Here is a 23000-nt window from a genome sequence, read left to right as displayed (position 1 = left end):
CCCGTCCCGATGGGGTCAGTTCTGTATCACCACGCGCATGTTGTTCTTGCCGACCTGCTGGGTCAGGCCGAAGAGCACGGCGGCATGTTCCGGGTGCAGGCGCACGCAACCGGCAGAGGCCGGGCGGCCAAGGCCGCTGATCTGGTTGGTCCCGTGGATCGCGTAATTGCCGTTGAAGAAGATCGAGTAGGGCATCGGCGCGTTATTGTAGAGCGATGACTTGTGGTAGCGCGACAGCCACTTCGCCGACCAGGTCCCGCGCGGGGTCCACTTGCCCGACCGCGCCGTCGAGACCGGCCAGCGGTAGGCGATCTTGCCATTGTGGATCACGGTCATGGTCTGCGAAGAAATGTCGACCTTGGCGACAAGCGCCGCAGCGTCAGAGGCGTCCGGAGACACCACCAGCATGGCCGCGCCGAAGGCGGCGGCGATCAGTCGTTTCATATCTGTCCCTCCAGGGTTTGCGTCGATGTGGCAGCATCGGCGGAAAAGTGCCTAGGGGAGAGTACAGCGCGAAAGCCCGCCGGTCAGTCCGGGATTCCGGACCTTTCCGGCCACAAATTGCTACGGTGTTGAAATCCTGCACCGATCCGGTCCGGGAATCGCCCCGGAATCATGCTTGTCAAGCCGGCAGGTGCCGTGCGCGTGCCCCACGTTCGATCGCGGCAGCGTGAAGCCGGTCGATGTCCAGTTCGTATCGAATCTCTTCCAGCAGGCGCAATTCCGATTCGTTCAGGGTGCCATCGGCGGCGGCGACGTCGCAGGCCATCGCGTAGGCGGTTTCGAACAGGCGCGTGGGCAGGTTGTCGCGGATCAGGCCGAAAAGGGTGTCGAGGCCGTCCTCCTGCTCGAACAGGTCGAAGACCAGGCTGGCCATGCTCTTGACCCGGTCCGCGTCGTATTCGGCGAAGATCGGCAGAAGGTTGACGGTCGAGTCGATCTTGACCAATTCGGCGGTGCGCAGGTTCTCATCCGAGGCCGATACGGCGATCATCAGCGCGACAAGGCAGTCCTGCGGGCTGAGCGGGTGGGCGGTGTCGGTCATGGTCTCGGGCCTTTGGGTCTTGTGTCCTTGCCCCGCAATTTATTGACGCCGCACCCCTGCCGCAATAGGAAGCGCGCGCAATCCCCTATGGAGTTTCAAGAGATGTCCGATCTGCGCGACGCCGCGATGACTGCGAAAGCCTGGCCTTTCGAAGAGGCGCGCCGCATCCTGAAACGCTATGAAAAGGCGCCGCCCGACAAGGGGCACGTCCTGTTCGAGACGGGCTACGGCCCCTCTGGGCTGCCGCATATCGGCACCTTCGGCGAGGTGCTGCGCACGACGATGATCCGCCGCGCCTTCGAGCTGCTGTCGGATATTCCGACGCGGCTGATCTGTTTTTCCGACGACATGGACGGCATGCGCAAGGTGCCCGGCAACGTGCCGCAGCAGGACATGCTGCGCGAGCACCTTCAGAAGCCGCTGACCAAGGTGCCCGATCCCTTCGGCACACATGAGTCCTTCGGCCATCACAACAACGCCATGCTGCGGCGCTTCCTCGACACCTTCGGCTTCGACTACGAGTTCTACTCGGCCACCGAGTTCTATGCCTCGGGCCAGTTCGACGAGATCCTGCTGCGCGCCGCCGAGCGTTATGACGACCTGATGAAGATCATGCTGAAGTCGCTGCGGGACGAGCGCGCGGCCACCTATTCGATCTTCCTGCCGATCCACCCGGTAACGGGCCGCGTGCTTTATGTGCCGATCAAGCATGTCGATGCGGCAAAGGGCGAGATCACCTTCGACGACGAAGAGGGCCGCGAGTGGGTGCTGCCGGTGACCGGCGGCAACGTCAAACTGCAATGGAAGCCGGACTTCGGTGCCCGCTGGGCGGCGCTTGGCGTCGATTTCGAGATGTACGGCAAGGATCACTCGACCAATACGCCGATCTACGACGGCATCTGCCGGGCACTGGGCGAGAAGGCGCCGGAACATTTCACCTACGAGCTGTTCCTCGATGACAAGGGGCAGAAAATCTCGAAGACCACGGGCAATGGCATCTCGATCGACGAGTGGCTGACCTATGCCTCGACCGAGTCGCTGTCCTATTTCATGTTCCTCAAGCCGAAGACGGCGAAGCGGCTGTATTTCGACGTCATCCCCAAGGCGATGGACGAGTATCACCAGCAGCTGCGGGCCTATCCGACGCAGGATCTGGCGGCGCAGCTGAACAACCCGGTCTGGCACATCCACAACGGCGACGTGCCTGAATCGAAGATGGTGGTGCCCTTCTCGATGCTTCTGAACCTCGCCAGCGCGGCGGGGGCCGAGGATACCGAGGCGATGTGGGGCTTCATCCGGCGCTACGCGCCCGATGCCACGCCCGAGACGCATCCCGACCTCGACGCGGCGGCGGGCTATGCGGTGAAGTACTACGAGGACTTTGTGAAGCCCGCCAAGGTCTTCCGCGCGCCCGACGCTAAAGAGCGCGCGGCGATGGAGGATCTGGCCGCGCGCCTGACCGCGCACGAGGGGGAGACCGACGACGAGACCCTGCAATCGCTGGTCTTCGCCGTGGGCAAGGACCACGGGTTCGAGCCGCTGCGGGACTGGTTCAAGGCGCTTTACGAGGTGCTGCTGGGACAGTCGCAGGGGCCGCGCTTCGGCGGGTTCATCGCGCTTTACGGCGTCGAAGAGACTGTGGCGCTGATCGGCAAGGGGCTGGCCGGCGATCTGGTGACGGAAACGCCGGAAGACACCGCCGGCTGAAACTCTGACGCGTCGTCAGGCGTGCCTTCTGGATCGGGGCGGAAAGCGGGCTAGCTTTCCGCCACCAGACAGGAGGACACCGCATGAGACGTCTTTTCCTTGGCACCCTTGCGGGGGTGATACTGGCCGGGGCGGCCTTCGCACAGGGTGTGCTAAAGCCCGACCCTGCCATTCGCGACACCATCCAGAGCCAGCTTGACGCCTTCATGGCGGATGACGTCGGCGCGGCCTTCGAATTCGCGGCGCCCAACATTCGCCGGATGTTCCGCACGCCCGAGACCTTTGGCGCGATGGTGCGGCAGGGCTACCCGATGGTCTGGCGGCCCGGCGCCGTGGAATACGGCGATCTGCGCGAGATCGGGGGTTTCCTCTGGCAGCGTGTGCTGGTCACGGACAGGGCCGGGCGGCAGTTCGTGCTGGAGTACCAGATGCAGGACGTTCTCGGGGACTGGCGCATCGCCGGGGTGCGGGTGGTCCCGGCGCCCGGCGTTTCGGCCTGAGCGCGTAGGGTCCGGCCCTCCCTGACGCTCGCCCGCTTTGCGTGGCATCGATCCCGCGCCGGGCCTGTGCGGCCTGCGCCATCGCTTTGATACTGACCTGCGGGACCGGCAGCCCTGTCTCGCCGCTTGCCATGGGCGTTGCGTGCCCATCCGGGGCGCCGTGCGGTCCGGTTCAGGAGCGTTAACAACCCGTTGATACTTCCCCGTCCCGACCGGGGCCTCCGCGCCCCTTCTTGGGAAAGGGATCAGGATGAACAAGGCGATCACCGACGGGCTGGTCTTCATGCCTCAGGCGTTTTCAGGCACCAACCTTGGCCAATGGTCGCGGGGCGACGGGGTGCCGGGGTCCGACACCTACGCCAGTCTCGCCACGGCGGCCTTTGTCCCGGCGGACGCGGATTTCGGCGGCTGCCTCGAAATCCAGAAGACCGCTTCGGTGCAGAAATTGCGCTTCATGGGGCAGACACCGCTGCCCACCGGCTGCTACCTGCGCGTGACCGCGCGGGTCAAGGCGGTGGCGGGCGCGCTGCCCTCAGTCCGGATCGCGGGCTATGCGGCGCGGTCGAACGGCTCTGCGGTGCCCGGGGTCGACACCACCGGCGACGCGGTGGCGCTGGCCAGCTATGGCGCGGTGGTCGAGGTCAGTGCCATCGTCGGCGCGGGCAACCGCGAGGGCGTCGACCTGGTCTGGGGCTCTGACGCGGTCTATGGCCATTTCGGCATCGACCTGACCGGCCCGAACGGCGGCGTGGTGCGGGTCGACGACATCGTCATCGAGGACGTCACGGGGGCCTTCCTGCGGAGGATGATGAACTGGGTCGACGTGCGCGACTACGGTGCCGTGGGCGACGGGACCACCGACGATTCGGCGGCCTTCGAGGCGGCGGACGCGGATGCCGACGGGCGGCGTATCCTTGTGTCGGCAGGCACCTACCGGCTGGCCGAGACGGTGTCGATCTACAACCCGATCACCTTCGAGGGCACCGTCACGATGCCCGTGGACGCGGTGCTGAACCTGACCAAGAACTTCGACATCGCCACCTATATCGAGGCCTTCGGGGACGAGGAACTTGCCTTCAAGAAGGCGGTGCAGTCGCTGATGAACGGCGCCGATGCCGAAAGCCTCGACCTTGGCGGGCGGCGGATCTCGGTGACCGCACCCATCGACCTTGCCGCCTGCGTGCCCAACCGCACCAGCTATGCGCAGCGCCGTGTCATCCGCAACGGCCAGTTGCGCGCCGAGAACACCGGCAACTGGACCCCGGAGGTGGTGACCAGCACCGCGACCTATTCGGCCAGCAACAACTGGCGCCTGACCAATGTCACGAATGCCGCCAACGTGCCGGTCGGGGCGCTGATCACCGGGGCCGGTGTCGAGCGCGAGGTCTACGTGCGGTCCGTCAACTTCGCCGCGCAGGAGATCACCCTGTCACAGCCGCTGTCCGACGCGGTCGGCACCCAGAGCTACACCTTTACGCGCTTCAAGTACCTGTTGGATTTCACCGGGTTCGAGCGCATCAACGTCTTCGAGCTGGAGGGGTTGGAGTTCCAGTGTCAGGGCTATGCCTCGGGTCTTGCTCTGGCGCCCATCGGGGCGGTCAACGTGATCCGCAACTGCGTCTTCAACCGGCCGGCGCAGCGCGGCATCACCTCGATCGGGGACGGCTGTCAGGGCCTTCTGGTCGACCTTTGCCAGTTCATCTCGACCGAGGGCGGGGCCGAGGTGCAGGACCGCACCACCGTCGCCATGAACGTCAACGCCAACGACGTGAAGATCCGGTCCTGCCGGGCCTCGCAGTTCCGGCATTTCGTCGTCATGAGCGGCGCGCATAACACGATCATGGGCAACCACTTCTTCCAGGGCGGCGCGTCCAACAACGGCGGGCGCACGGCGGGGATCGTGCTGACCCTGCGCGCCTGCAACACGCAGATCACCGGCAACTACGTCGACAATTGCAGCATCGAATGGACCAACGAGCGTGAGCCCGAGCCGGATTTCAGCGGCGGCTTCGGCTTCGCGGGCCTGTCGATCACCAACAACGTGATGCTGTCGTCGGATTGCGCGCCATGGTTCAGCCATATCGTCGTGAAGCCCTACGGCACCGGGCATTACATCAACGGCCTGAACGTCTCGGGGAACACCTTCCGCTGCGTGGGGACCTACATCAACCGGGTTGAGCGGGTGGATACCTCTTACGCGCCGCTGGACTTTGCCAAGATGCGCAGCGTCAGCTTTGCGGGCAACACCTACCACAATATCGAATACGGCGCGAAGAACCCGCTGCGGGTGGATCACGACCAGAACACCCATGCGACCGTCTGGGAGGTCGATACCGACAACCGCCTGCCGTTCAACGGCTACGCGATGGGGGTCGAAGGCCTTGTGACCACCACCCGACCGCGCGACGCGGCCAATATCTCCGGTACCACATGCCCTACACGCAGGCGGAACAGGGCGCGGGCAGGGACAGGGTCAACGTGGTCTGGCCGGAACCGATGCTTGGGGACGTGACCCTCAGCATCCGCGTGGACCGCTGACGGCAGCGTATCGGGACGGGTCCGGCGGCTATGCGCCGGGCCCGGTTGCGCAGCCGCGCGGCGCCGGACTGTTGCCCTTGGCGCGGGGGTCGCTGCATGGCGACGGGGGGCGACGGCTCCACGGGTGCCGGGCGCGGTCCGTTCTGTGTCGCGCCCCGGTGAACCTGTCCGGCGGCACACCTCAGAACTCTTTCCACAGACCCAGTTTCACGCCCAGGTTTTCGTCGGTGTGCAACCCCCATGTGACGCCGGCCTCGACACTGAGCTGCCCTCGCAGGGGCACCACCACAGAGGTCGCGGCGCGGGCGAATTCCTCCGAAGCCCAGGGCCGCCCGGTCTGAAGCTGCATGATCCACTTCGTGCCGCTGTCGAAGGTCACCCCCCATGTCAGATCAAGCTTCAGGTCGGTCAGGCCGCTGTCGGTGCGGATCTCGGCGACGGATTCGGCGCTGAGCCAGCCTTTCGGCAGCTCCCAGCCGAGTGCCAGCCCGGGCCGGAGGACCGCCTTTCCGGAGATCTTGCCAAAGCCGAGCTGCGCGGTGGCCTGAAGGCCACGCTCCCGGTTGCGCAGCGGGTACTGCAGGAAGACCACCGTCTTGCCATCGCCGGAAACGGAGCGCCCAAGATCCAATCCCAGCGTCCAGCGGTCGGTCAGCCCGTATTCCACGTATAGGGTGTAATACTGCTGGAACGCATTCTCGTGCCAGCGGTGCGCCACGTCCTGCGGCCGGGACAGCCGGGCATCGGCAGAGGCGAAGCCCGCGCCGCGCTCGCGCGGCCATGCGCCGGGCAGGGCGGATGTGGTGGAAAGCACGAGAAACAGGCAGGCGGCAAGCAGTCGCATCGGGGCGGCCCCGCGGTCCGGGTGGGCCTTCACTGTGGGGTCATCCCGGTTAACGCTGGGTTAAGCATCGATCACCCGGTTGCGCCGACAGAAGTGCCGCGGCGCCGAAGGCCCGGTAGCCGTGTCACGGGGGGCTGGCAGAGCGGGGCCGCTCGGTGCAAGGTGACGCAAGGACTGGCGAGGGGTGCAGCATGGCAGGACGGGTGATCACGGTGGCGCAGCAGAAGGGCGGCAGCGGCAAGACAACGCTGGCCGCACATCTCGCCATCGGATTTCGGGCGCGGGGCCTGACGGTTGCGCTGGTGGACCTTGATCCGCAGGGCAGCCTTGGGCGCTGGTTCATGACCCGGGTCGAGGCCACGCCGGAGGCCTGCGAGGGGCTGGACTTCGCCACCTCCTCGGCCTGGGGCATCTCTTACGAATGCCGCAAGCTTTCCGCCGCCAATGACATCGTCATCATCGACACGCCGCCCAAGGCGGACAGCGATCTGCGCCCCGCCCTGCGGGTGGCGGATCTGGTGGTGGTGCCGGTTTCCGTCAGCCATGTCGACCTGTGGGCGACCGAGGGCGTGCTGGATCTGGCCAACCGCGAGGGTCGCGACACGCTGCTGGTGATGAACCGCACCCGCAGCGGCACGCGGCTGGGGGCCGAGGTCACCGAGGCCGCGACCAAGCTGGGGGCAGAGGTGGCACAGGCCTCGCTGGCGCATCGCGTGGGCTATGCCGAGGCACTGGGCAAGGGGCTGTGCGCGCAAGAAGGCGCGCGGACCCCGGCCCGCGACGAGGTGGCTGCGCTGGTTTCCGAGGTGGCGGAGCGGCTGGGGCTGGGGTAAGCCCCGAAGCCAGGAAAGGCCGGTGCGGACCGGTCCCGTGGACTGCGGTGAAGGCAGACGGGGCGGGCAGGCCGGCGAAGGAGAGCTGACATGACGGACCTCGATGCGCTTGCCGCGCTGATCCGCGCCGACAGCGCGGCGCGCGGGCAGACCATTTCCCGGCTGGGCTACTTCTGCGCGCCCTTCCGGCCCGCCGAGGGGCCCTTCAGCGACCGGGTGATCAAGGTCTACCGGGGCCTGACCGACCGCGCCATGGCCGAGCGCCTGCGCGACTGCCACGAAGATTACGTCGCCGCCCTGCTGGCCGGTGGCGTGCCGATGCCGGAAACGGCCTTCCACCTGCTGGAGATGGAGGGCGCCTCGGTCCCCGTCATCGTGCAGGAGGCGCTGCCGGTGGACAGCCTGATGCGCCCGCTGATGCAGGCGCAGCCTTTGCCCGAGACGCTGGCGATGATGGAGGCCGCCGGTCAGGTCATCGCCCGCTTCTGGCACTGGGCCGAGGGGCAGGAGACGCGCATCGGCTTCCATCCCTCGATCCGCAACTTCGCGATCCGGGACGGCGCGGCGGTCTTCTTCGACACCTTCCCGCCGCTGATCCATTATTCGCGCGACGAGATGGGGCGCATGCTGCTGACCTTCTCGGAAAAGCGCTTGATGCGGGTGATCGGCCCGCTGATGCGCGCCCGCGTGACCGGCATTCAGGATGAATGGTATTCGCCGCCCGAGACGCTGGTGGGGCTGGTGGGATCGGCCTGCCGCCTGCGGCCTGACGATGCGCAGGCCTACCTCGACTGGGGCCGCGATTTCGCGCGACGCGAGATGGCGCCCTGGGCCGAGGAGGCGCTGGCGGGCATGACCGAGACGCCGAAGCTGCCGGGATACTGGACCGGTTTCCGCAAGCTTCTGGGGCTACAAGGCGAACCCAACGTCTGAGGCGGCGGCGTTTTCTTGGAAAGAAAACGGTCCGAAATCTTTGCAAGATTTCGGCGCCCCGCTCGGCGCTTGGATCTCGCGGGCGCGCTGGCGTACCCCTTTGGTCCAAGCTTCGTGGACCGCTGCCCGTGACCTCCTACTTCGACCCCGGCGCGCTGATCGGCGTGCTGACCACCCAGCCGCTCGACCGCCCGCTCGACTACCGCGCGCCCGAGGGCGGCTGCCATCTGGGCGCCTTCGTCGAGGTGCCGCTGGGGCCGCGCAAGGTGCTGGGCGTGGTCTGGGGGCCGGGGCGCGGCGATTTCGACCTGTCCAAGGTGCGCTCGGTGATCCGGGTGCTGGATGCGGCGCCGATGCGCGACGAGATGCGCGCCTTCCTTGAAAAGGCCGGGGCCTACACGCTGACCCCGATGCCCGCCATGCTGCGGCTCGCGACCCGTGCGCCGGGGCTGGGCGATCCGCCGTCGATGCGCAGGGTCTACCGGCTGGGCCGGGGCACCCCCGACCGCATGACCGACGCCCGCACCCGGGTGCTGGAGGCTGCCGCCGAGATGGGCGGCCTGTCGCTGACCCTGAACGAGCTGGCCGAGGCGGCGGGGGTCACGTCCTCGGTGGTCAAGGGGCTGGTGAAGTCCGGCGCCATTCTCGAGGAGGAAAGCCCGCGCGACACGCCCTTTCCGCTGCTCGACCCCGACCACGGCGGCAAGGCCCTGACCGAAGACCAGTCCGCCGCCGCCGAAAGCCTGCGGGCGGGGCAGCGGGCGGGCGGTTACGAGACCGTGCTGCTGAAGGGCGTCACCGGCTCCGGCAAGACCGAGGTCTACCTCGAGGCGGTGGCCGAGGCCCTGCGGCAGCACCGGCAGGCGCTGGTGCTTCTGCCCGAGATCGCGCTCTCGGCCGAGTTCCTGACCCGGGTCGAGGCACGCTTTGGCGCGCGGCCCGCCGAATGGCATTCCGGCGTCACCCTGACCGAACGCCGCCGGGTCTGGAAGATGGTCGCCGAGGGGCAGGCGCAGGTGGTGGTCGGCGCGCGCTCGGCGCTGTTCCTGCCGTTCCGGGACCTCGGGCTGATCGTCGTCGACGAGGAACACGACACCTCTTACAAGCAGGAGGAGGGTGTCCTTTACAACGCCCGCGACATGGCGGTGCTACGGGCCTCGATCCTCGGCGCGCAGGTGGTGCTGGCCTCGGCCACGCCCTCCTCGGAAAGCTGGGCCAATGCCGACGCGGGCAAATACAAGCGCCTGACCCTCAACGCCCGCTTCGGCGCCGCCGTGCTGCCCGAGATGCGCAGCCTCGACATGCGGGCCGAAAAACTGCCGGCGAACCGCTGGATATCCACCGCTTTGCAACACGCGATCAAGGCGCGCATGGCGAAGGGGGAGCAGGCGCTTTTGTTCATCAACCGGCGGGGCTATGCGCCGGTGACGCTGTGCCGGGCCTGCGGGCAGCAGATCGGCTGCGACCACTGCGACGCGCGCATGGTCGAGCACCGCTTTCTGAAACGTCTCGTCTGCCACCAGTGCGGCGAGAGCAAGCCCGTGCCCACCACCTGCCCGCATTGCCAGGCCGAGGACACGCTGGCCGCCGTGGGGCCGGGGGTGGAGCGGCTGGCCGAAGAGGCGGCGGAGCATTTCCCCGAGGCGCGGATCGCGGTGCTGTCCTCGGATCTCTACGGCACGGCGCGCGAGCTGAAGGCGCAGATCCTGAGCATCGCCGAGGGCGGGGCCGATGTGATTATCGGCACGCAGCTGGTGGCCAAGGGGCACAACTTTCCCAAGCTGACGCTGGTCGGGGTGATCGACGCGGACCTCGGGCTTCAGGGCGGCGACCTGCGCGCCGCCGAGCGGACCTTTCAGCTGATGCGGCAGGTGGCGGGCCGGGCCGGGCGGGCCGAGGCGCCGGGGGCGGCGCTGTTGCAGACCTACCAGCCCGAGCACCCGGTGATCCGCGCCATCCTTGCGGGCGACGAAGAGGCTTTCTGGGCCGCCGAGGCGCAGGAGCGCCGCGCCGCCGGGATGCCGCCCTACGGGCGGCTGGCGGGGATCATCCTGTCGGGCGAGGACATGGGCCGGGTCTTCGACCTGGGCAATCACCTGGCGCGGAACGATGGCGCCCTCCGGCGTGTCGGCGCGCAGGTCTTCGGCCCCGCCGCCGCGCCCATCGCGCGGGTGCGCGGGCGCCACCGGGTGCGGCTGCTGGTCAAGGCGCCGAAAGGGGTGGCCTTGCAGGCCGCGCTGACGGAATGGACCGGGCAGGTTTCGCTGAAGGGCGACCTGCGCATGGCCGTGGACATCGACCCGCAGAGCTTTTTCTGAGGCGCTGACCCTTTCGGATTGAGCGCCGGTGGCGCGCATCCCCTCTTGGGGACTGCGTCCCCAAACCCCCGTCGGGGGCGCTGCCCCCGCGCGCGGCGCGCGCCCCCCGAGGTATTTTCGGGACCAGAGAAGTCCGGGGCGGGGCGGTTTTCGGCGGGCTTGGGCCGGCATGCCCAAGGGGGTGACGCGAGGTGTGCGGGCCACAGGGGCGGGTCTTTTGGAGGGGTGCCTTGTTTCGCCCGCGGGGCGTCTCTACATCGCAGGGCATGAAGAAATGGATCCCCTTCGTGAAATCCGGGCCGCGGGTGCATGTGGTGCGCCTTCAGGGTGCCATCGGCATGGCCGGACGGTCCTCGATGAGCGACCGGTCGGTGGCGCATTCGCTGGAAAAGGCGTTTCGCGGCAAACCCGACGCTGTGGCGCTGGAGATCAATTCTCCGGGCGGGTCGCCGGTGCAGTCCTCGCTGATCGGAGCGCGCATCCGGCGCCTGTCCGAGGACAAGACGGTGCCGGTCTATGCCTTCGTCGAGGATGTGGCGGCCTCGGGCGGCTACTGGATCGCCAGCGCGGCGGATGAGATCTGGGCCGATCCGAGTTCGATCCTCGGCTCGATCGGGGTGATCTCGGCGGGCTTCGGGGCGCATGTCTTCCTGCAGCGGCAGGGGATCGAGCGACGGGTGCACACCGCCGGACGGTCGAAATCCATGCTGGACCCCTTCCGCCCCGAGCGCGAAGAGGACGTGGCGCGGCTGAACCGTCTGCTGGGGCAGTTGCATGAGACCTTCATCGCGCAGATCCGGGCGCGGCGCGGCGACAGGCTGGCCGAGAACCCCGACCTGTTCACCGGCGAGGTCTGGATCGGGCAGGCGGCGGTCGAGCAGGGGCTGGCCGATGGCGTCGGGCATCTCGTGCCGCAGATGAAGGCGCGCTTCGGCGACAAGGTGCAGTTCCGCCGTTTCGAGCACAAGAAACCGCTGCTGTCGCGGGTCGGGGCGCGGGCCCTGCAGGGCGCCATGGGCGAGATCGAAGAGCGCGCGGAATTCGCGCGTTTCGGGCTGTAGCGCGTGCTGGCGAAGATCGTTGCCCTCTTCCTTGTTTTCATTGCGGTGATCGCGATGTTCGGCAAACTGCGCGTTCCGGGGCAGAAGCACATCGACCGTTTCCGCACCCGCCGGCTGAGCGCCGCCCCCTGTCCCGCCTGCGGGCGACACAAGATCGGCAAGGGCCCTTGCCCCTGCGGCAAGAAAGGCTGACATGGTATTCCTCTACGCTGTTCTGGGACTGCTGATCCTGCTTCTGGCGGGTGACGCTTTGGTGAAGGGGGCCGTGAACCTCAGCCTGCGCGTCGGGATCCCGGCGCTGATCGTGTCGCTGACCATCGTCGCCTTCGGCACCTCGGCGCCCGAGCTGCTGATCTCGACCCAGGCCGCGCTGATGGACGCGCCGGGCATCGCGCTGGGCAATGTGATCGGCTCGAACACCGCCAACGTGCTGATGGTGCTGGGCATTCCGGCCCTGATCACGATCATGCACACCTCGGGCCACGACACCCGGAAAAGCTATCTTCAGATGCTGGGCGCCACGGCGCTGTTCTGCCTTCTGGCGCTGCGCGAGACCTTCGACTGGATCTCCGGCCTGATCCTGCTGGCGGCGCTTGCGGTGATCCTTTTCGACCAGATCGGCCAGGCCCTGGCGCATCGCCGCGCCGGGCAGCTGGAAGAGGATCTCGAGGAACCCGAAGGCGCCGACCCCAGCATGCCGGGCTGGAAGATCGCCCTGTTCCTTCTGCTGGGCCTGATCGGCCTGCCGCTGGGCGCCGACCTGCTGGTCGATGCCTCGACAGAGATCGCGCGCATGTTCAACGTCTCGGACGAGGTGATCGGGCTGACGCTGGTGGCGGTCGGCACCTCGCTGCCGGAGCTTGCGACCACCGTCATGGCGGCGATCCGCAGGCAGGCGGACGTGGCATTGGGCAATGTCATCGGCTCGAACATGTTCAACCTGCTGGCGATCATCGGCATTGCCTCGCTGATCGCCCCCATGCCCTTCGAGCTGCCCGAGCTGGCCTTCGATCTGGGTGTCATGGTCGCGGCGGCGCTGCTGCTGGTGCCCTTCGTCTTCCTCAAGCGCGACCTGACGCGGCTTTGGGGCGTGGTCTTGTCAGCGCTTTATCTGGGCTATGTCACCCTCGTACTGATCTGAGGAGTGACGATGACGGGACGGGCGCTTGTCACCGGCGGGGCGCAGAGGCTGGGCCGCGCCATGGTGCTGGATCTGGCGCGGCGGGGCTATGACGTCGCGGTGCATTACCGCGGCTCGGAAGAGGCCGCGACGGGGCTTGCGGCAGAGATCGGGGCCATGGGACGGCGCGCCGTGGCGCTGCAGGCGGACCTGCTGGACGAGGCGCAGGTCGGCGCGCTGGTGGCGCGGGCGGCGGAGGCCCTCGGGCGGGCCGCTGACGGTGCTGGTCAACAATGCCTCGATCTTCGAACATGACGATCTTGCAAGCGGCACCCGGGCCAGTTGGGATCGCGCGCTGGAAAGCAACCTGCGCGCGCCGGTGGTCCTGACGCAGCGCTTTGCCGCGCAGGTGCCGGACCCCCTGCGCGACGCCGGGGGCGAGCCGGTGGCGCAGGGGCTGGTGGTCAACATGATCGACCAGCGGGTGCGCAAGCTGACGCCCGAGTTCATGAGCTACACCATCGCCAAGACCGGCCTCTGGGCCTTCACCCGCACCGCCGCGCAGGCGCTTGCGCCGCGCGTCCGGGTCAATGGCATCGGCCCGGGTCCGACCCTGCGGGGCGGGCGGCAGAGCGAGTCCGACTTTGCCCGCCAGCGCGCTGCCACGGTGCTGGGGCGCGGCTCGGACGTCGAGGATATCGTCGGGGCGCTGGGGTATTTCCTGGGGGCCAAGGCGGTCACGGGCCAGCTGCTCTGCGTCGACGGCGGCCAGCATCTGGGCTGGGAAACGCCGGATGTGACGGGGGTGGAATAGGCCGCCCCCAGCGGTCGCGCAGGGCGCGGCGCGCGACACTTCTGCACCGGTCACGGGGCTGACGCAAAAGCGTTACGGAAATGTTAAGAAACTCAAGGGCTTGTGTCGGGACAGAATTAAACCCAGAAAAAACAGGTCTTTATGAACGTGATTAAATTTTGTGCAGTGCCCTGAAGTATACGAGATTCCATGGAAATCCGGACTTGCCAGAGATTTGCCTACAGAGTTGTCCACAGTTTCCGTGGATGTAATCCTGCTTGAACCCTGCGCCGTGCCGGGGCGGCCAGAGGGCAGAATCACGAAGGCCGGAAAGGGCGGACGATCATGACCGAACAGACCGAAACCGGGCATGCGGTGATCCAGTCCTACCTGAAGACGCTGCAGAGCTCTCCGGGCGTGTACCGCATGCTCGATGCGCAGTCGCGGGTGCTCTATGTGGGCAAGGCGCGCAACCTGAAGGCGCGGGTGTCCAGCTATGCGCGGCCCACCGGGCATTCGCGGCGGATCGAGCGGATGATCGCGGATACCGCCTCGATGATGTTCCTGACGACCCGGACGGAAACCGAGGCGCTGCTGCTGGAACAGAACCTCATCAAGCAGCTGAAACCGAAGTTCAACGTGCTGCTGCGGGACGACAAGTCCTTCCCGAACATCCATGTGACCGACCACGCCTTTCCGATGATCCACAAGCATCGCGGCGCGAAGAAGGCGGGCGGCAGCTACTACGGACCCTTCGCCAGCGCCGGGGCGGTGAACCGCGTGCTGAACCAGCTGCAGAAGGTCTTCCTGCTGCGCAACTGCTCGGATTCCATGTTCGAAAGCCGCACGCGCCCCTGCCTGCTGCACCAGATCAAACGCTGCTCGGCGCCCTGCGTGGGGCGTATCTCGGAAGAGGGCTATGCCGCCAGCGTGCGCGACGCGCAGCGCTTCCTCTCGGGCAAGTCGACCGACATCCAGGGCCTGCTGGCGGCGCAGATGGCCGAGGCCTCGGAGGCGATGGAGTTCGAACGCGCCGCCGCGCTGCGCGACCGCATCCGCGCGCTGACACAGGTGCAGACGGCGCAGGGCATCAACCCGGCGGGCGTGGCCGAGGCGGATGTCATCGCGCTCTACATGGAGCACGGGCAGGCCTGCGTGCAGGTCTTCTTTATCCGGGCGAACCAGAACTGGGGAACAAGGACTTCTACCCGCGCGTCGGCGAGGATGTCTCGCCCGCCGAGGTGATGGAGGCCTTCCTCGGCCAGTTCTACGACACCAAGGATCCGGCGCGGCTGCTGATCCTGTCACACGGGATCGAGGACGAGGACCTGATGTGCCAAGCGCTGTCGGAGAAGCTGGGGCGCAAGGTGGAGATCACGGTTCCACAACGCGGTGAGAAGGCCGAACTGGTCGAGGGGGCGGCGCGCAACGCGCGCGAAAGCCTCGGGCGGAAGATGTCCGAAAGCGCGGCGCAGGGCAAATTGCTGGCCGGGCTGGCCGAGGCCTTCGGGCTGGAGGCGCCGCCGCAGCGCATCGAGGTCTACGACAACTCGCATATCCAGGGCGCGCATGCGGTGGGCGCGATGATCGTCGCGGGCCCCGACGGCTTCATGAAGAACCAGTACCGCAAGTACAATATCCGGGGCGAAGAGCTGACGCCCGGGGACGATTTCGGCATGATGAAGGAGGTGCTCAAGCGCCGCTTCACCCGGCTGCAGAAAGAGGACCCGGACCGAGACAAGGGGCTCTGGCCGGACCTCCTGCTGATCGACGGCGGCGCCGGGCAGGTCTCGGCGGTGGCCGAGATCATGCGCGAGCACGGCGTCGAGGACGTGCCCATGGTGGGCGTCGCCAAGGGCGTCGACCGCGATCACGGCAAGGAGGAATTCCACCGCAGGGGCCAGCGCCCCTTCGCCCTGCGCCGCAACGACCCGGTGCTCTATTTCGTCCAGCGCCTGCGCGACGAGGCACACCGCTTCGCCATCGGCACCCACCGCGCCAAGCGTTCCAAGGCGGTCTCCGCCAACCCGCTGGACGAGATCGCGGGCGTCGGCGCCGCGCGCAAGCGCGCGCTGCTGGCGCATTTCGGATCTGCCAAGGCGGTGAGCCGCGCCAACCTCTCGGACCTTCGTGCCGTCGAGGGGGTCAGCGAAGCCACTGGCAGAGCGCATCTACGCCTTCTTCCACGAAAGGGCCTGAACGGTCCGTGTGTGGAAAAGGTGGACGGGGGCTTTGCCCCCTCTGCCTGCGGCATTCACCCCCAAGGGTATTTGGACCAAGAAGAAGCCCGGGACGGGCGCTCTTTGGTTTCTTCTTGGGGAAAATACCTCGGGGGTTTGGGGGCAGAGCCCCCTTACACGGTTGGCGGAAGAAGGGTGGTCAGGGCCGCGCGAAGCCGATCCGGCAAGGCGAGCCGGGCGGCCGTCGGCATCGGTCAGGACCATGGCGAAGAAGGCCTCGGTGCAGGCGCGTTCCTCGGTGTTGCGGAACAGGGCGAGCTCGAACCGGAAGGAACTGCGGCCCAAGTGCCCAAGGCGCAGGCCCGCGTGAAGGGTATCGGGAAAGCCCGCTTCCGCGAAGTAGCGGCAGCCGTTTTCGACCACCACGAAGCGCAGCGCCTCCGGGCCGGTGATCGCGATGCCGTTGTCGATCTGCCACAGGCTGATCGCCGTGTCGAAGAGCGAGAGATACTCGGCGTTGTTCATGTGGCCGAGCGCGTCGTTGTCCTTCCAGCGTGTCTGCAGCGGGCGCAGGCCGGGCCAGTCGGCGCGGCTGGACGGGCCGGGGCGGCTCATTGGTGACGGATTGCCCGGAAGGCCGCGGAGGCGCCCCAGCCCGCGGCGATGGCGAGGGCCAGCGACATCAGCCCGTAGACCAGCGGTTGCTGGCGCGAGAGCGCGTGCAGCCAGCGTTCCAGCCCGACCTTGCGGACCTCGATCGTCGTGGCGAAGCTGGACACCACCGCCCGGTTGCGGGTCAGGAAGACACGGGTGTTGTAGGTGCCTTCGGTCAGGTTGGCCGGCAATTGCACGGATGTGTCAAACAGCGTCTGTTCGCGCACGCCGACGCTGCTTTCGAGCACCTTGTAGGTGCCCTCGTGGGTGCGGACGCGGATCACCGCCTCGGTGAAGCTCTGCGCGTCCGGCACGGTTTCCGGCGCCCCGACAGAGCGGATCGCCCGCGGGATCGAGATGCGGTGGCGCAGGTCCTCGGTGTCCGAGATCACCTCTGCCCAGGGCCCCGAGGTCGCCACCGCGTAGAACGAGGGGGCGGCGTCCACGAAGACCGAGTCGGTGTTGATCCAGATGCCGAAGCGGCGTTCCTTGCGGCGCACGGTCAGCGGCTGGAACGGTCCGCTGACGGTGACGATGACCTGCAGCGGCGCTTCGGCGATGGGGGCCTCGCGCTTCACGGCGCCGTAGATCAGGATGTCGGAGCCGTCGAAATCGGTCGAGATCGCGACGGTGTCGCTGCTGAGGCCCAGCACCACCTCTTCGGCCTGGGCGGGCAGCGCGGCCAGCGTGACGAGGAGACCCAGCAGCCAGCGCATCAGTGGCTGCCCACGGCGGTGATGTTGTACAGCTCGGCGGGCCGCAGCAGCAGTTCCAGCGCCAGCTTGCCGCAGACCAGTAGCACCATCGAGGCCAGCAGGATGCGCAGTTGCTCGGCCTTCATCCGGGTGCCGATGATGGTGCCGAACTGCGCCCCACGACGCCGCCGAGGATCAGGAGCACCGCCAGCATCACGTCGACGGTGTAGTTGGTCGAGGCGTGCAGCACGGTGGTGAAGGCGGCGACGAAGATGATCTGGAACAGCGAGGTGCCGATCACCACCTTGGTCGGCATCCCCAGCAGGTAGATCATCGCGGGCACCATGATGAAGCCGCCGCCGACGCCCATGATCGCCGCCAGAACCCCGACCGACAGGCCGACCAGCACCGGCGGGATGACCGAGATGTAGAGGCCCGAGGTGCGGAACCGCATCTTCAGCGGCAGGCCGTGGACCCAGTTGTGCTTTTTCCGGGTGGGCGGGCCGCCGCGGCGGGACTTGCGCAGCGCCCGCAGGCTTTCGACGAACATCAGCGCGCCGATGACCCCCAGGAAGACCACGTAGAACAGCCGCACCAGCAGGTCGACCTGCCCCATGGTCTTGAGGTAGTTGAACAGCATCACGCCCAGCGTGGCGCCGACGATGCCGCCGGCCAGCAGCACCCCCATGCGGAAATCGACGGTCTTGCGCTTCAGGTGTGCCAGCACGCCGGAAAAGGACGAGGCGACGATCTGGTTGGCCCCCGTGGCCACGGCCACCGAGGGCGGGATGCCGATGAAGAACAGCAGCGGCGTCAGCAGAAAGCCCCCGCCGACGCCGAACATGCCCGAAAGCACGCCCACGAGGCCGCCCAGCCCCAGCAGCATAAGCGCATTGACCGAAACCTCGGCGATCGGAAGATAGACCTGCATGGTCTCAGCTAGACCCAAGCCCGCGCGTTTTGCAAGTGCAGCGGCGGGGGCGGGCGGCAGGGGGCGGGACAGGATCATGTCTTCAGAACCTCCGGCGGGATATTGGTGAAGTAGCGGTCCCGCCCGGGGACGTCCAGCGCGCGCAGCCCGAGGCTTTCGGCAAGGGTGGTCAGCCGCTCCGCATCGGCCCCGGTTTCGATCTGCCAGAGGCAGAGGTTCTCGGCCGAGGTGCGTCTGGCACCCTCGAGAAAGCCGGTGGCGTCTTCGCGCGCGTCGATGGCGCCGATGATCAGGCGCCCGCGCCAGCGGATCACCGCATCGAGCGGGCGGATCTCGACGCTTTGCCGCCGCCCGCGCGGCGGGTCCAGCGTCAGCACGGTGCCCATGGCGCCGCCGTCTTCGGCAAGGCGGCGCCGGTCGCGCCCGGCACTGCCGCCGATGGCAAGCGGCAGCACCTCGATCCGTCGCGACAGCGTGTTCAGGAACAGCTGCGCGCCCAGCTGGTTGCGGTTCTGGATGTCGGCTTCGAAGGCAAGGATGTCGCCGGCCCGCTCCTCCTGTGCCGCCAGCATCGCGAAGAGCCCCTTGCGGCTGCTGGCATCGAGCACGTCGAAGGGCTTGCCCAGCCGCTCGGCGGCGCGCCGGGCGAGCGGAAACAGCCGGGCGATCCGCTCGGCATCGGCCCTGTTGCGGCGGGCGAGGCGGCGATCCACCGCAGAGCCTTCGTCGATCACCAGAAGCAGGCCGTGCAGGCTGCGGATCATGTAATAGGGCGTCCGGAAGATCCGTCGGAACAGCGCCCGGATCAGCTTGTGCCGCCGTGGCGGAAAGAACGCCATGCCAGATCTCCCTGTGCCGGGCCGGGCCCGACCCGTCTTGTCCCGCGCCCGGCGGGGGCGGGGGGCGTGCTGCGCAAACCCGCCGCCCGCCTGCCGCCGCGCCGGGCGGCAGCGCGCCTACCGTTCCTTGACGTAGGGCTCGCCGCCCGCCCGGGGCGGGATCGCCTTGCCGACGAAGCCCGCAAGGATGACCACGGTCAGGATGTAGGGCAGGGCGTCCATCACCTGCACCGGCACCACGAAGAGCCCGAGGTCGAGGTTCTGGTAGCGCAGGGCCACCGCCTGTAACAGCCCGAACAGCAGGCAGGCCCAGAGCGCGTACCAGGGCCGCCACTTGGCGAAGATCAGCGCCGCCAGCGCGATATAACCCCGCCCCGCCGTCATTTCCCGGACAAAGCCCGCCTGCAGGCCGGTGGCGAGATAGGCGCCCGCCATGCCGCAGAGCACGCCGGTGATCACCAGCGAGGAATAGCGCAGCCCCACGACAGAGACCCCGGCGGTGTCCACCGCCTCGGGCGCCTCGCCCACGGCGCGCAGGCGCAGCCCGTAGCGGGTGCGGAACAGCACCCACCAGGTCAGGGGCACCGCCAGCAGCGCCGCGTAGACGAGGATCGAGTGGCCCGAGATCAGGTCGGCATAGATCGGGCCCAGAATGGGCACGCCGCGCAGGGTCTCGGCCAGGGGCAGGGTGATGTTCTCGAAGCGGCCACCGGACAGCAGCGAGGGTGTGCGCCCGCCCTGTCCGAACCAGACCTGCGCGATCAGCACCGTCAGGCCCGAGGCGAGGAAGTTCAGCGCAACCCCCGAGATCAGCTGGTTGCCGCGGAAGGTGATCGAGGCCAGCCCGTGCAGCGCCGACAGCGCCATCGACGCGGCGATCCCCGCCAGCAGGCCCAGCCAGACCGAGCCGGTGGAAAAGGCCACGGCGGCAGAGAAGAAGGCGGCGATCAGCATCTTGCCTTCCAGCCCGATGTCGATGATCCCCGAGCGTTCCGAGAACAGCCCCGCAAGGCAGGCCAGCAGCAGCGGCGTGGCAAGGCGGATGGTGCTGTCCAGGATCTGGATGAGGGTGTTCAGGTCCATCTCAGCGCGCCCCTTGCCGAAAGCCATGAAGATGCGTTCCAGCGGGATCCGCACCATGTTGTCCAGCGCCCCGGTGAAGAGGATCACCAGCGCCTGGATCACGGTGATCAGCTCGCGCGGGATGTTGGTCCAGAGCGCCAGCTCCGCCCCGCCCTGGTAGAGGAAGCCAAACAGCAGAGCGGCAAGGAAGACGCCCACCGGGTGGCTGCGGCCCATCAGCGCCACCGCGATGCCGATGAAGCCCGCGCCCTCGGTGGCGTTCATCACAAGGCGCTCGGCCTCGCCCATGGTGGTGTTGAGCGCCATCAGCCCCGCCAGCCCGCCCGAGATCAGCATGGCAAGCACGGTGATGCGCACCGGCGAGATGCCGGCGTAGCGCGCGGCGGATTCGGAATGGCCGAAGGCGCGGATCTCATAGCCCAGCCGGGTGCGCCAGATCAGCAGCCAGACCAGCACGCAGGCCAGAACGGCGATGAAGAAGGTGATGTTCGCCGGAGAGCCGCGGAACAGCGGGTTCTCGGCACTGGCGAACATGTCCTCGGAAGGTCGGCAGGTGGGTGGCGGCGGGAAAGCCCGCCGTGGCCGGGTCCATGGCGCCCGCCGGGCGCAGGATGTTGACCAGCACGTAGTTCAGCACCGCGGCGGCGATGAAGTTGAACATGATCGTGGTGATCACGATGTGGCTGCCGCGCTTGGCCTGCAGGTAGGCGGGGATAAAGGCCCATGCCGCGCCGAAGGCCGCCGCCGCCACGGTCGCGCCCACCAGCGCCAGCGTCCAGTGCGGCCAGGGGATGAAGAGGCAGGCCAGCGCCACGCCCAGCCCGCCGATCATCGCCTGCCCCTCGCCGCCGATGTTGAACATCTTGGCGTGGAAGGCGACGGCGACGCAGAGGCCGGTGAAGATGAAGTTGGTGGTGTAGTAGAGCGTGTAACCCCAGCCCGAAGAGCGCATCAGCGCGCCGTCGATCATCAGCTTCAGCGCCTCGACGGGGTTCTCGCCGATGGCAAGGATCACCAGCGCAGAGACCAGCGCCGCGAGCAGGATCGAGATCAGGGGAACGAGGACCGCGTCGGCCCATGCGGGCATTCTATCCATGGAGGGCTCCGGGGGTCGTGAAGGGTCTGGCGGTGGCGCCGGCGGCGCGGAAGGATGCCTCCGGCGGGAGGTATTTGGACCAAGAAGAAGACCGGGTCGCTGTGCCGGGTCTGGCCGGGAGACGAGTGGCGCGGTTGGAGGCCACCGGCGGGGATAGTTCGGGACGGAAGGCGCCGGGGGGCCTGTCCCGGCGGGGGCGGGGGCCGGGTCAGTCATGGTTCTCGGCCTCGCGCCGGTCCTGAGCGTGGAGCGCGGCGTCGACCGCCTCGATGGGGCTTTTGCCCCCGGTGTCCGTCACGCCCGCCATCAGGAGGCCCAGTTCGGTCTGGTCGGTCTCGGCGGGCAGGCGTTCGCCCATGATGTGGCCGTCGAACATGACGGCGATGCGGTCGGAGAGCGAGAGGATCTCGTCCAGCTCGACCGAGACCAAGAGGATCGCCTTGCCCGCGTCGCGCAGGCGCAGAATTTCCTGATGGATGAATTCGATGGCGCCGATGTCGACGCCCCGGGTGGGCTGGCCGATCAGCAGCACGTCGGGGTCGCGCTCGATCTCGCGGGCCAGCACGATCTTCTGCTGGTTGCCGCCCGAGAAGTTCCGGGCGGCAAGGTCGGGATCGGGCGGGCGGACGTCGTAGCGATCCATCTTGGCCGCCGCCTCGGCCCGGATGGCGGCATTGTTCATCAGCGGCCCGGACTGGATCGCCGGGTCGTGGTGGTAGCCGAAGACGGTGTTTTCCCGGGCGCTGTATTGCAGGATCAGCCCCTCGTGGTGGCGGTCCTCGGGCACATGGGCGATGCCGCGCTTGCGGCGCGACTGGCCGTCCGAGCGCTGGCCCGTCAGGTCGATCTCTTCGCCGTTGACGCGCACCGTTCCGGTGGCGTCGGCATAGCCGCCCAGCACATGCAGCAGTTCCGACTGGCCATTGCCCGAGACGCCGGCGATGCCCACGATCTCTCCGGCGCGGACGTCGAGGGAGATGCCCTTGAGGCGTTCCACCCCGTGGCGGTCCACGTGGTGCAGGTTCTCGATCTCGAGGATCTTGGCGCCGGGCTGCGCGGGTTTCTTGTCGACCCGCAACAGGACCTTGCGGCCCACCATCAGCTCGGCCAGTTCCTCGGGCGAGGTCTCGGCGGTCTTGACGGTGGCGGTCATTTCGCCGCGCCGCATGACGCTGACCGTATCGGTGATCTCCATGATCTCGCGCAGCTTGTGGGTGATCAGGATGATCGTCTTGCCCTCGGCCTTCAGCCCTTCGAGGATGCGGAAGAGGTGGTCGGCCTCGGCAGGCGTCAGCACGCCGGTGGGCTCGTCGAGGATCAGGATATCCGCCTCGCGATAAAGCGCCTTGAGGATCTCGACCCGCTGCTGGTGCCCGACCGAAAGGTTCTCGATCAGCGCGTCGGGGTCGACGTTCAGCTGGTATTCCTGCGCCAGGTGCTTGAGCACGCCGCGCGCCTTGGACAGCGAGGGTTTCAGCAGCCCGCCGTCTTCGGCGCCGAGGATGACGTTTTCCAGCACGGTGAAGTTCTGCACCAGCTTGAAATGCTGGAAGACCATGCCGATGCCCGCCGCGATGGCGGCCTGGCTGTCGGGGATCTCGGTGCGCTGGCCCTTGATGAAGATCTCGCCCGCGTCGGCCTTGTAGAAGCCGTAGAGGATCGACATCAGCGTCGATTTGCCCGCGCCGTTCTCGCCGATGATGCCGTGGATGGTGCCGGGCATGACGCGGATCGCGATGTCCTTGTTGGCCTGCACGGGGCCGAAGGCCTTGGAGATGCCCTTGAGCTCGATGGCGGGGGTGTCGGTCATGTCGGTCCTATGGCTGGGGC

Annotated in this window: 17 protein-coding genes and 4 pseudogenes; 11 read left to right on the top strand and 10 right to left on the bottom strand. The window is 67.7% G+C overall.

Annotated elements, in window-relative coordinates; translation table 11 throughout:
• Window positions 1-15: 15 nt before the first annotated feature.
• Together ABFB10_RS06265 and ABFB10_RS06260 are read right to left on the bottom strand one after the other, a co-directional pair.
• Window positions 16-444, bottom strand: coding sequence for a L,D-transpeptidase (locus tag ABFB10_RS06265; RefSeq protein ID WP_347165847.1), 429 nt, complete (start codon window positions 442-444; stop codon window positions 16-18).
• A gap of 178 nt (window positions 445-622) precedes the next feature.
• Window positions 623-1045 carry a tellurite resistance TerB family protein gene (locus tag ABFB10_RS06260; protein ID WP_347165846.1) on the bottom strand — a complete coding sequence of 141 codons (423 nt, stop codon included), beginning with the start codon at window positions 1043-1045 and terminating at the stop codon, window positions 623-625.
• 102 nt (window positions 1046-1147) lie between these two features.
• Between ABFB10_RS06260 and ABFB10_RS06255 the strand changes: the two genes are divergently transcribed.
• The 3 genes from ABFB10_RS06255 to ABFB10_RS06245 all read left to right on the top strand — a co-directional run bounded on the left by ABFB10_RS06255 (window position 1148) and on the right by ABFB10_RS06245 (window position 5764).
• Window positions 1148-2752: a lysine--tRNA ligase gene (locus ABFB10_RS06255; protein WP_347165845.1), complete on the top strand. Its 1605-nt coding sequence runs from the start codon at window positions 1148-1150 to the stop codon at window positions 2750-2752.
• 83 nt (window positions 2753-2835) lie between these two features.
• Window positions 2836-3252, top strand: coding sequence for a DUF4864 domain-containing protein (locus tag ABFB10_RS06250; RefSeq protein ID WP_347165844.1), 417 nt, complete (start codon window positions 2836-2838; stop codon window positions 3250-3252).
• A 250-nt stretch (window positions 3253-3502) separates the two neighbouring features.
• Window positions 3503-5764: a glycosyl hydrolase family 28-related protein gene (locus ABFB10_RS06245; protein WP_347165843.1), complete on the top strand. Its 2262-nt coding sequence runs from the start codon at window positions 3503-3505 to the stop codon at window positions 5762-5764.
• A gap of 207 nt (window positions 5765-5971) precedes the next feature.
• Here ABFB10_RS06245 and ABFB10_RS06240 read toward each other — a convergent pair whose 3' ends face one another.
• Window positions 5972-6634, bottom strand: coding sequence for a hypothetical protein (locus ABFB10_RS06240; protein ID WP_347165842.1), 663 nt, complete (start codon window positions 6632-6634; stop codon window positions 5972-5974).
• 191 nt (window positions 6635-6825) lie between these two features.
• Here ABFB10_RS06240 and parA point away from each other — a divergent pair, with 191 nt between their 5' ends.
• The 8 genes and pseudogenes from parA to uvrC form a co-directional block, all read left to right on the top strand.
• A complete protein-coding gene (gene parA / locus ABFB10_RS06235; RefSeq protein WP_206564155.1) occupies window positions 6826-7467 on the top strand; it encodes a ParA family partition ATPase in 642 nt (213 codons plus the stop codon).
• A gap of 90 nt (window positions 7468-7557) precedes the next feature.
• On the top strand, window positions 7558-8400 hold the full coding sequence (locus tag ABFB10_RS06230; RefSeq protein ID WP_347165841.1) for a DUF6206 family protein: 843 nt from the start codon (window positions 7558-7560) through the stop codon (window positions 8398-8400).
• Window positions 8401-8528: 128 nt separating this feature from the next.
• Complete coding sequence (locus ABFB10_RS06225) at window positions 8529-10718, top strand: primosomal protein N' (RefSeq protein WP_347165840.1); 2190 nt, start codon at window positions 8529-8531, stop codon at window positions 10716-10718.
• A gap of 266 nt (window positions 10719-10984) precedes the next feature.
• The gene (locus ABFB10_RS06220) at window positions 10985-11779 is read left to right on the top strand and encodes a S49 family peptidase (protein ID WP_347165839.1); all 795 of its coding nucleotides are present in this window, start codon (window positions 10985-10987) and stop codon (window positions 11777-11779) included.
• Window positions 11780-11782: 3 nt separating this feature from the next.
• Window positions 11783-11971 (top strand): hypothetical protein, encoded by a 189-nt coding sequence (locus ABFB10_RS06215; protein ID WP_347165838.1) that lies wholly within the window; start codon window positions 11783-11785, stop codon window positions 11969-11971.
• A 1-nt stretch (window position 11972) separates the two neighbouring features.
• Window positions 11973-12920, top strand: coding sequence for a calcium/sodium antiporter (locus tag ABFB10_RS06210; protein ID WP_347165837.1), 948 nt, complete (start codon window positions 11973-11975; stop codon window positions 12918-12920).
• A 9-nt stretch (window positions 12921-12929) separates the two neighbouring features.
• Window positions 12930-13713 (top strand): annotated as a pseudogene (locus ABFB10_RS06205) (SDR family oxidoreductase).
• A gap of 324 nt (window positions 13714-14037) precedes the next feature.
• Window positions 14038-15791: pseudogene (gene uvrC, locus ABFB10_RS06200) on the top strand (excinuclease ABC subunit UvrC); the annotation flags it as partial.
• Window positions 15792-15863: 72 nt separating this feature from the next.
• On the opposite strand, the gene ABFB10_RS06195 reads toward uvrC, so the two are convergent.
• The 7 genes and pseudogenes from ABFB10_RS06195 to ABFB10_RS06165 form a co-directional block, all read right to left on the bottom strand.
• Window positions 15864-16397, bottom strand: coding sequence for an acyl-CoA thioesterase (locus ABFB10_RS06195; protein ID WP_347167948.1), 534 nt, complete (start codon window positions 16395-16397; stop codon window positions 15864-15866).
• 86 nt (window positions 16398-16483) lie between these two features.
• Window positions 16484-17242, bottom strand: coding sequence for a TIGR02186 family protein (locus tag ABFB10_RS06190; RefSeq protein ID WP_347165836.1), 759 nt, complete (start codon window positions 17240-17242; stop codon window positions 16484-16486).
• A pseudogene (locus ABFB10_RS06185) lies at window positions 17242-18152 on the bottom strand (sulfite exporter TauE/SafE family protein). Before ABFB10_RS06185 ends, ABFB10_RS06190 begins: the two are co-directional and overlap by 1 nt.
• 74 nt (window positions 18153-18226) lie before the next feature.
• Window positions 18227-18991, bottom strand: a complete 765-nt coding sequence (locus ABFB10_RS06180; protein WP_347165835.1) for a class I SAM-dependent methyltransferase — start codon at window positions 18989-18991, stop codon at window positions 18227-18229.
• A 117-nt stretch (window positions 18992-19108) separates the two neighbouring features.
• The gene (locus ABFB10_RS06175) at window positions 19109-20074 is read right to left on the bottom strand and encodes an ABC transporter permease (RefSeq protein ID WP_347167947.1); all 966 of its coding nucleotides are present in this window, start codon (window positions 20072-20074) and stop codon (window positions 19109-19111) included.
• A gap of 9 nt (window positions 20075-20083) precedes the next feature.
• Window positions 20084-21170, bottom strand: a pseudogene (locus tag ABFB10_RS06170) (ABC transporter permease); the annotation flags it as partial.
• A 208-nt stretch (window positions 21171-21378) separates the two neighbouring features.
• Window positions 21379-22980, bottom strand: coding sequence for an ABC transporter ATP-binding protein (locus ABFB10_RS06165; RefSeq protein ID WP_347165834.1), 1602 nt, complete (start codon window positions 22978-22980; stop codon window positions 21379-21381).
• Window positions 22981-23000: the final 20 nt, after the last annotated feature.

Source organism: Ponticoccus litoralis (assembly GCF_039769985.1).
Lineage (GTDB): Bacteria > Pseudomonadota > Alphaproteobacteria > Rhodobacterales > Rhodobacteraceae > Ponticoccus > Ponticoccus litoralis.
Note: the sequence above shows the minus strand (reverse complement) of the source record. Positions and strands in the feature narration are given on the sequence as shown.

Coding starts and splice junctions, on each gene's coding strand:
- ABFB10_RS06265 (WP_347165847.1), bottom strand. CDS start 444: ATGAAACGACTGATCGCCGCCGCCTTCGGCGCGGCCATGCTGGTGGTG.
- ABFB10_RS06260 (WP_347165846.1), bottom strand. CDS start 1,045: ATGACCGACACCGCCCACCCGCTCAGCCCGCAGGACTGCCTTGTCGCG.
- ABFB10_RS06255 (WP_347165845.1), top strand. CDS start 1,148: ATGTCCGATCTGCGCGACGCCGCGATGACTGCGAAAGCCTGGCCTTTC.
- ABFB10_RS06250 (WP_347165844.1), top strand. CDS start 2,836: ATGAGACGTCTTTTCCTTGGCACCCTTGCGGGGGTGATACTGGCCGGG.
- ABFB10_RS06245 (WP_347165843.1), top strand. CDS start 3,503: ATGAACAAGGCGATCACCGACGGGCTGGTCTTCATGCCTCAGGCGTTT.
- ABFB10_RS06240 (WP_347165842.1), bottom strand. CDS start 6,634: ATGCGACTGCTTGCCGCCTGCCTGTTTCTCGTGCTTTCCACCACATCC.
- parA (WP_206564155.1), top strand. CDS start 6,826: ATGGCAGGACGGGTGATCACGGTGGCGCAGCAGAAGGGCGGCAGCGGC.
- ABFB10_RS06230 (WP_347165841.1), top strand. CDS start 7,558: ATGACGGACCTCGATGCGCTTGCCGCGCTGATCCGCGCCGACAGCGCG.
- ABFB10_RS06220 (WP_347165839.1), top strand. CDS start 10,985: ATGAAGAAATGGATCCCCTTCGTGAAATCCGGGCCGCGGGTGCATGTG.
- ABFB10_RS06210 (WP_347165837.1), top strand. CDS start 11,973: ATGGTATTCCTCTACGCTGTTCTGGGACTGCTGATCCTGCTTCTGGCG.
- ABFB10_RS06195 (WP_347167948.1), bottom strand. CDS start 16,397: ATGAACAACGCCGAGTATCTCTCGCTCTTCGACACGGCGATCAGCCTG.
- ABFB10_RS06190 (WP_347165836.1), bottom strand. CDS start 17,242: ATGCGCTGGCTGCTGGGTCTCCTCGTCACGCTGGCCGCGCTGCCCGCC.
- ABFB10_RS06180 (WP_347165835.1), bottom strand. CDS start 18,991: ATGGCGTTCTTTCCGCCACGGCGGCACAAGCTGATCCGGGCGCTGTTC.
- ABFB10_RS06175 (WP_347167947.1), bottom strand. CDS start 20,074: ATGGACCTGAACACCCTCATCCAGATCCTGGACAGCACCATCCGCCTT.
- ABFB10_RS06165 (WP_347165834.1), bottom strand. CDS start 22,980: ATGACCGACACCCCCGCCATCGAGCTCAAGGGCATCTCCAAGGCCTTC.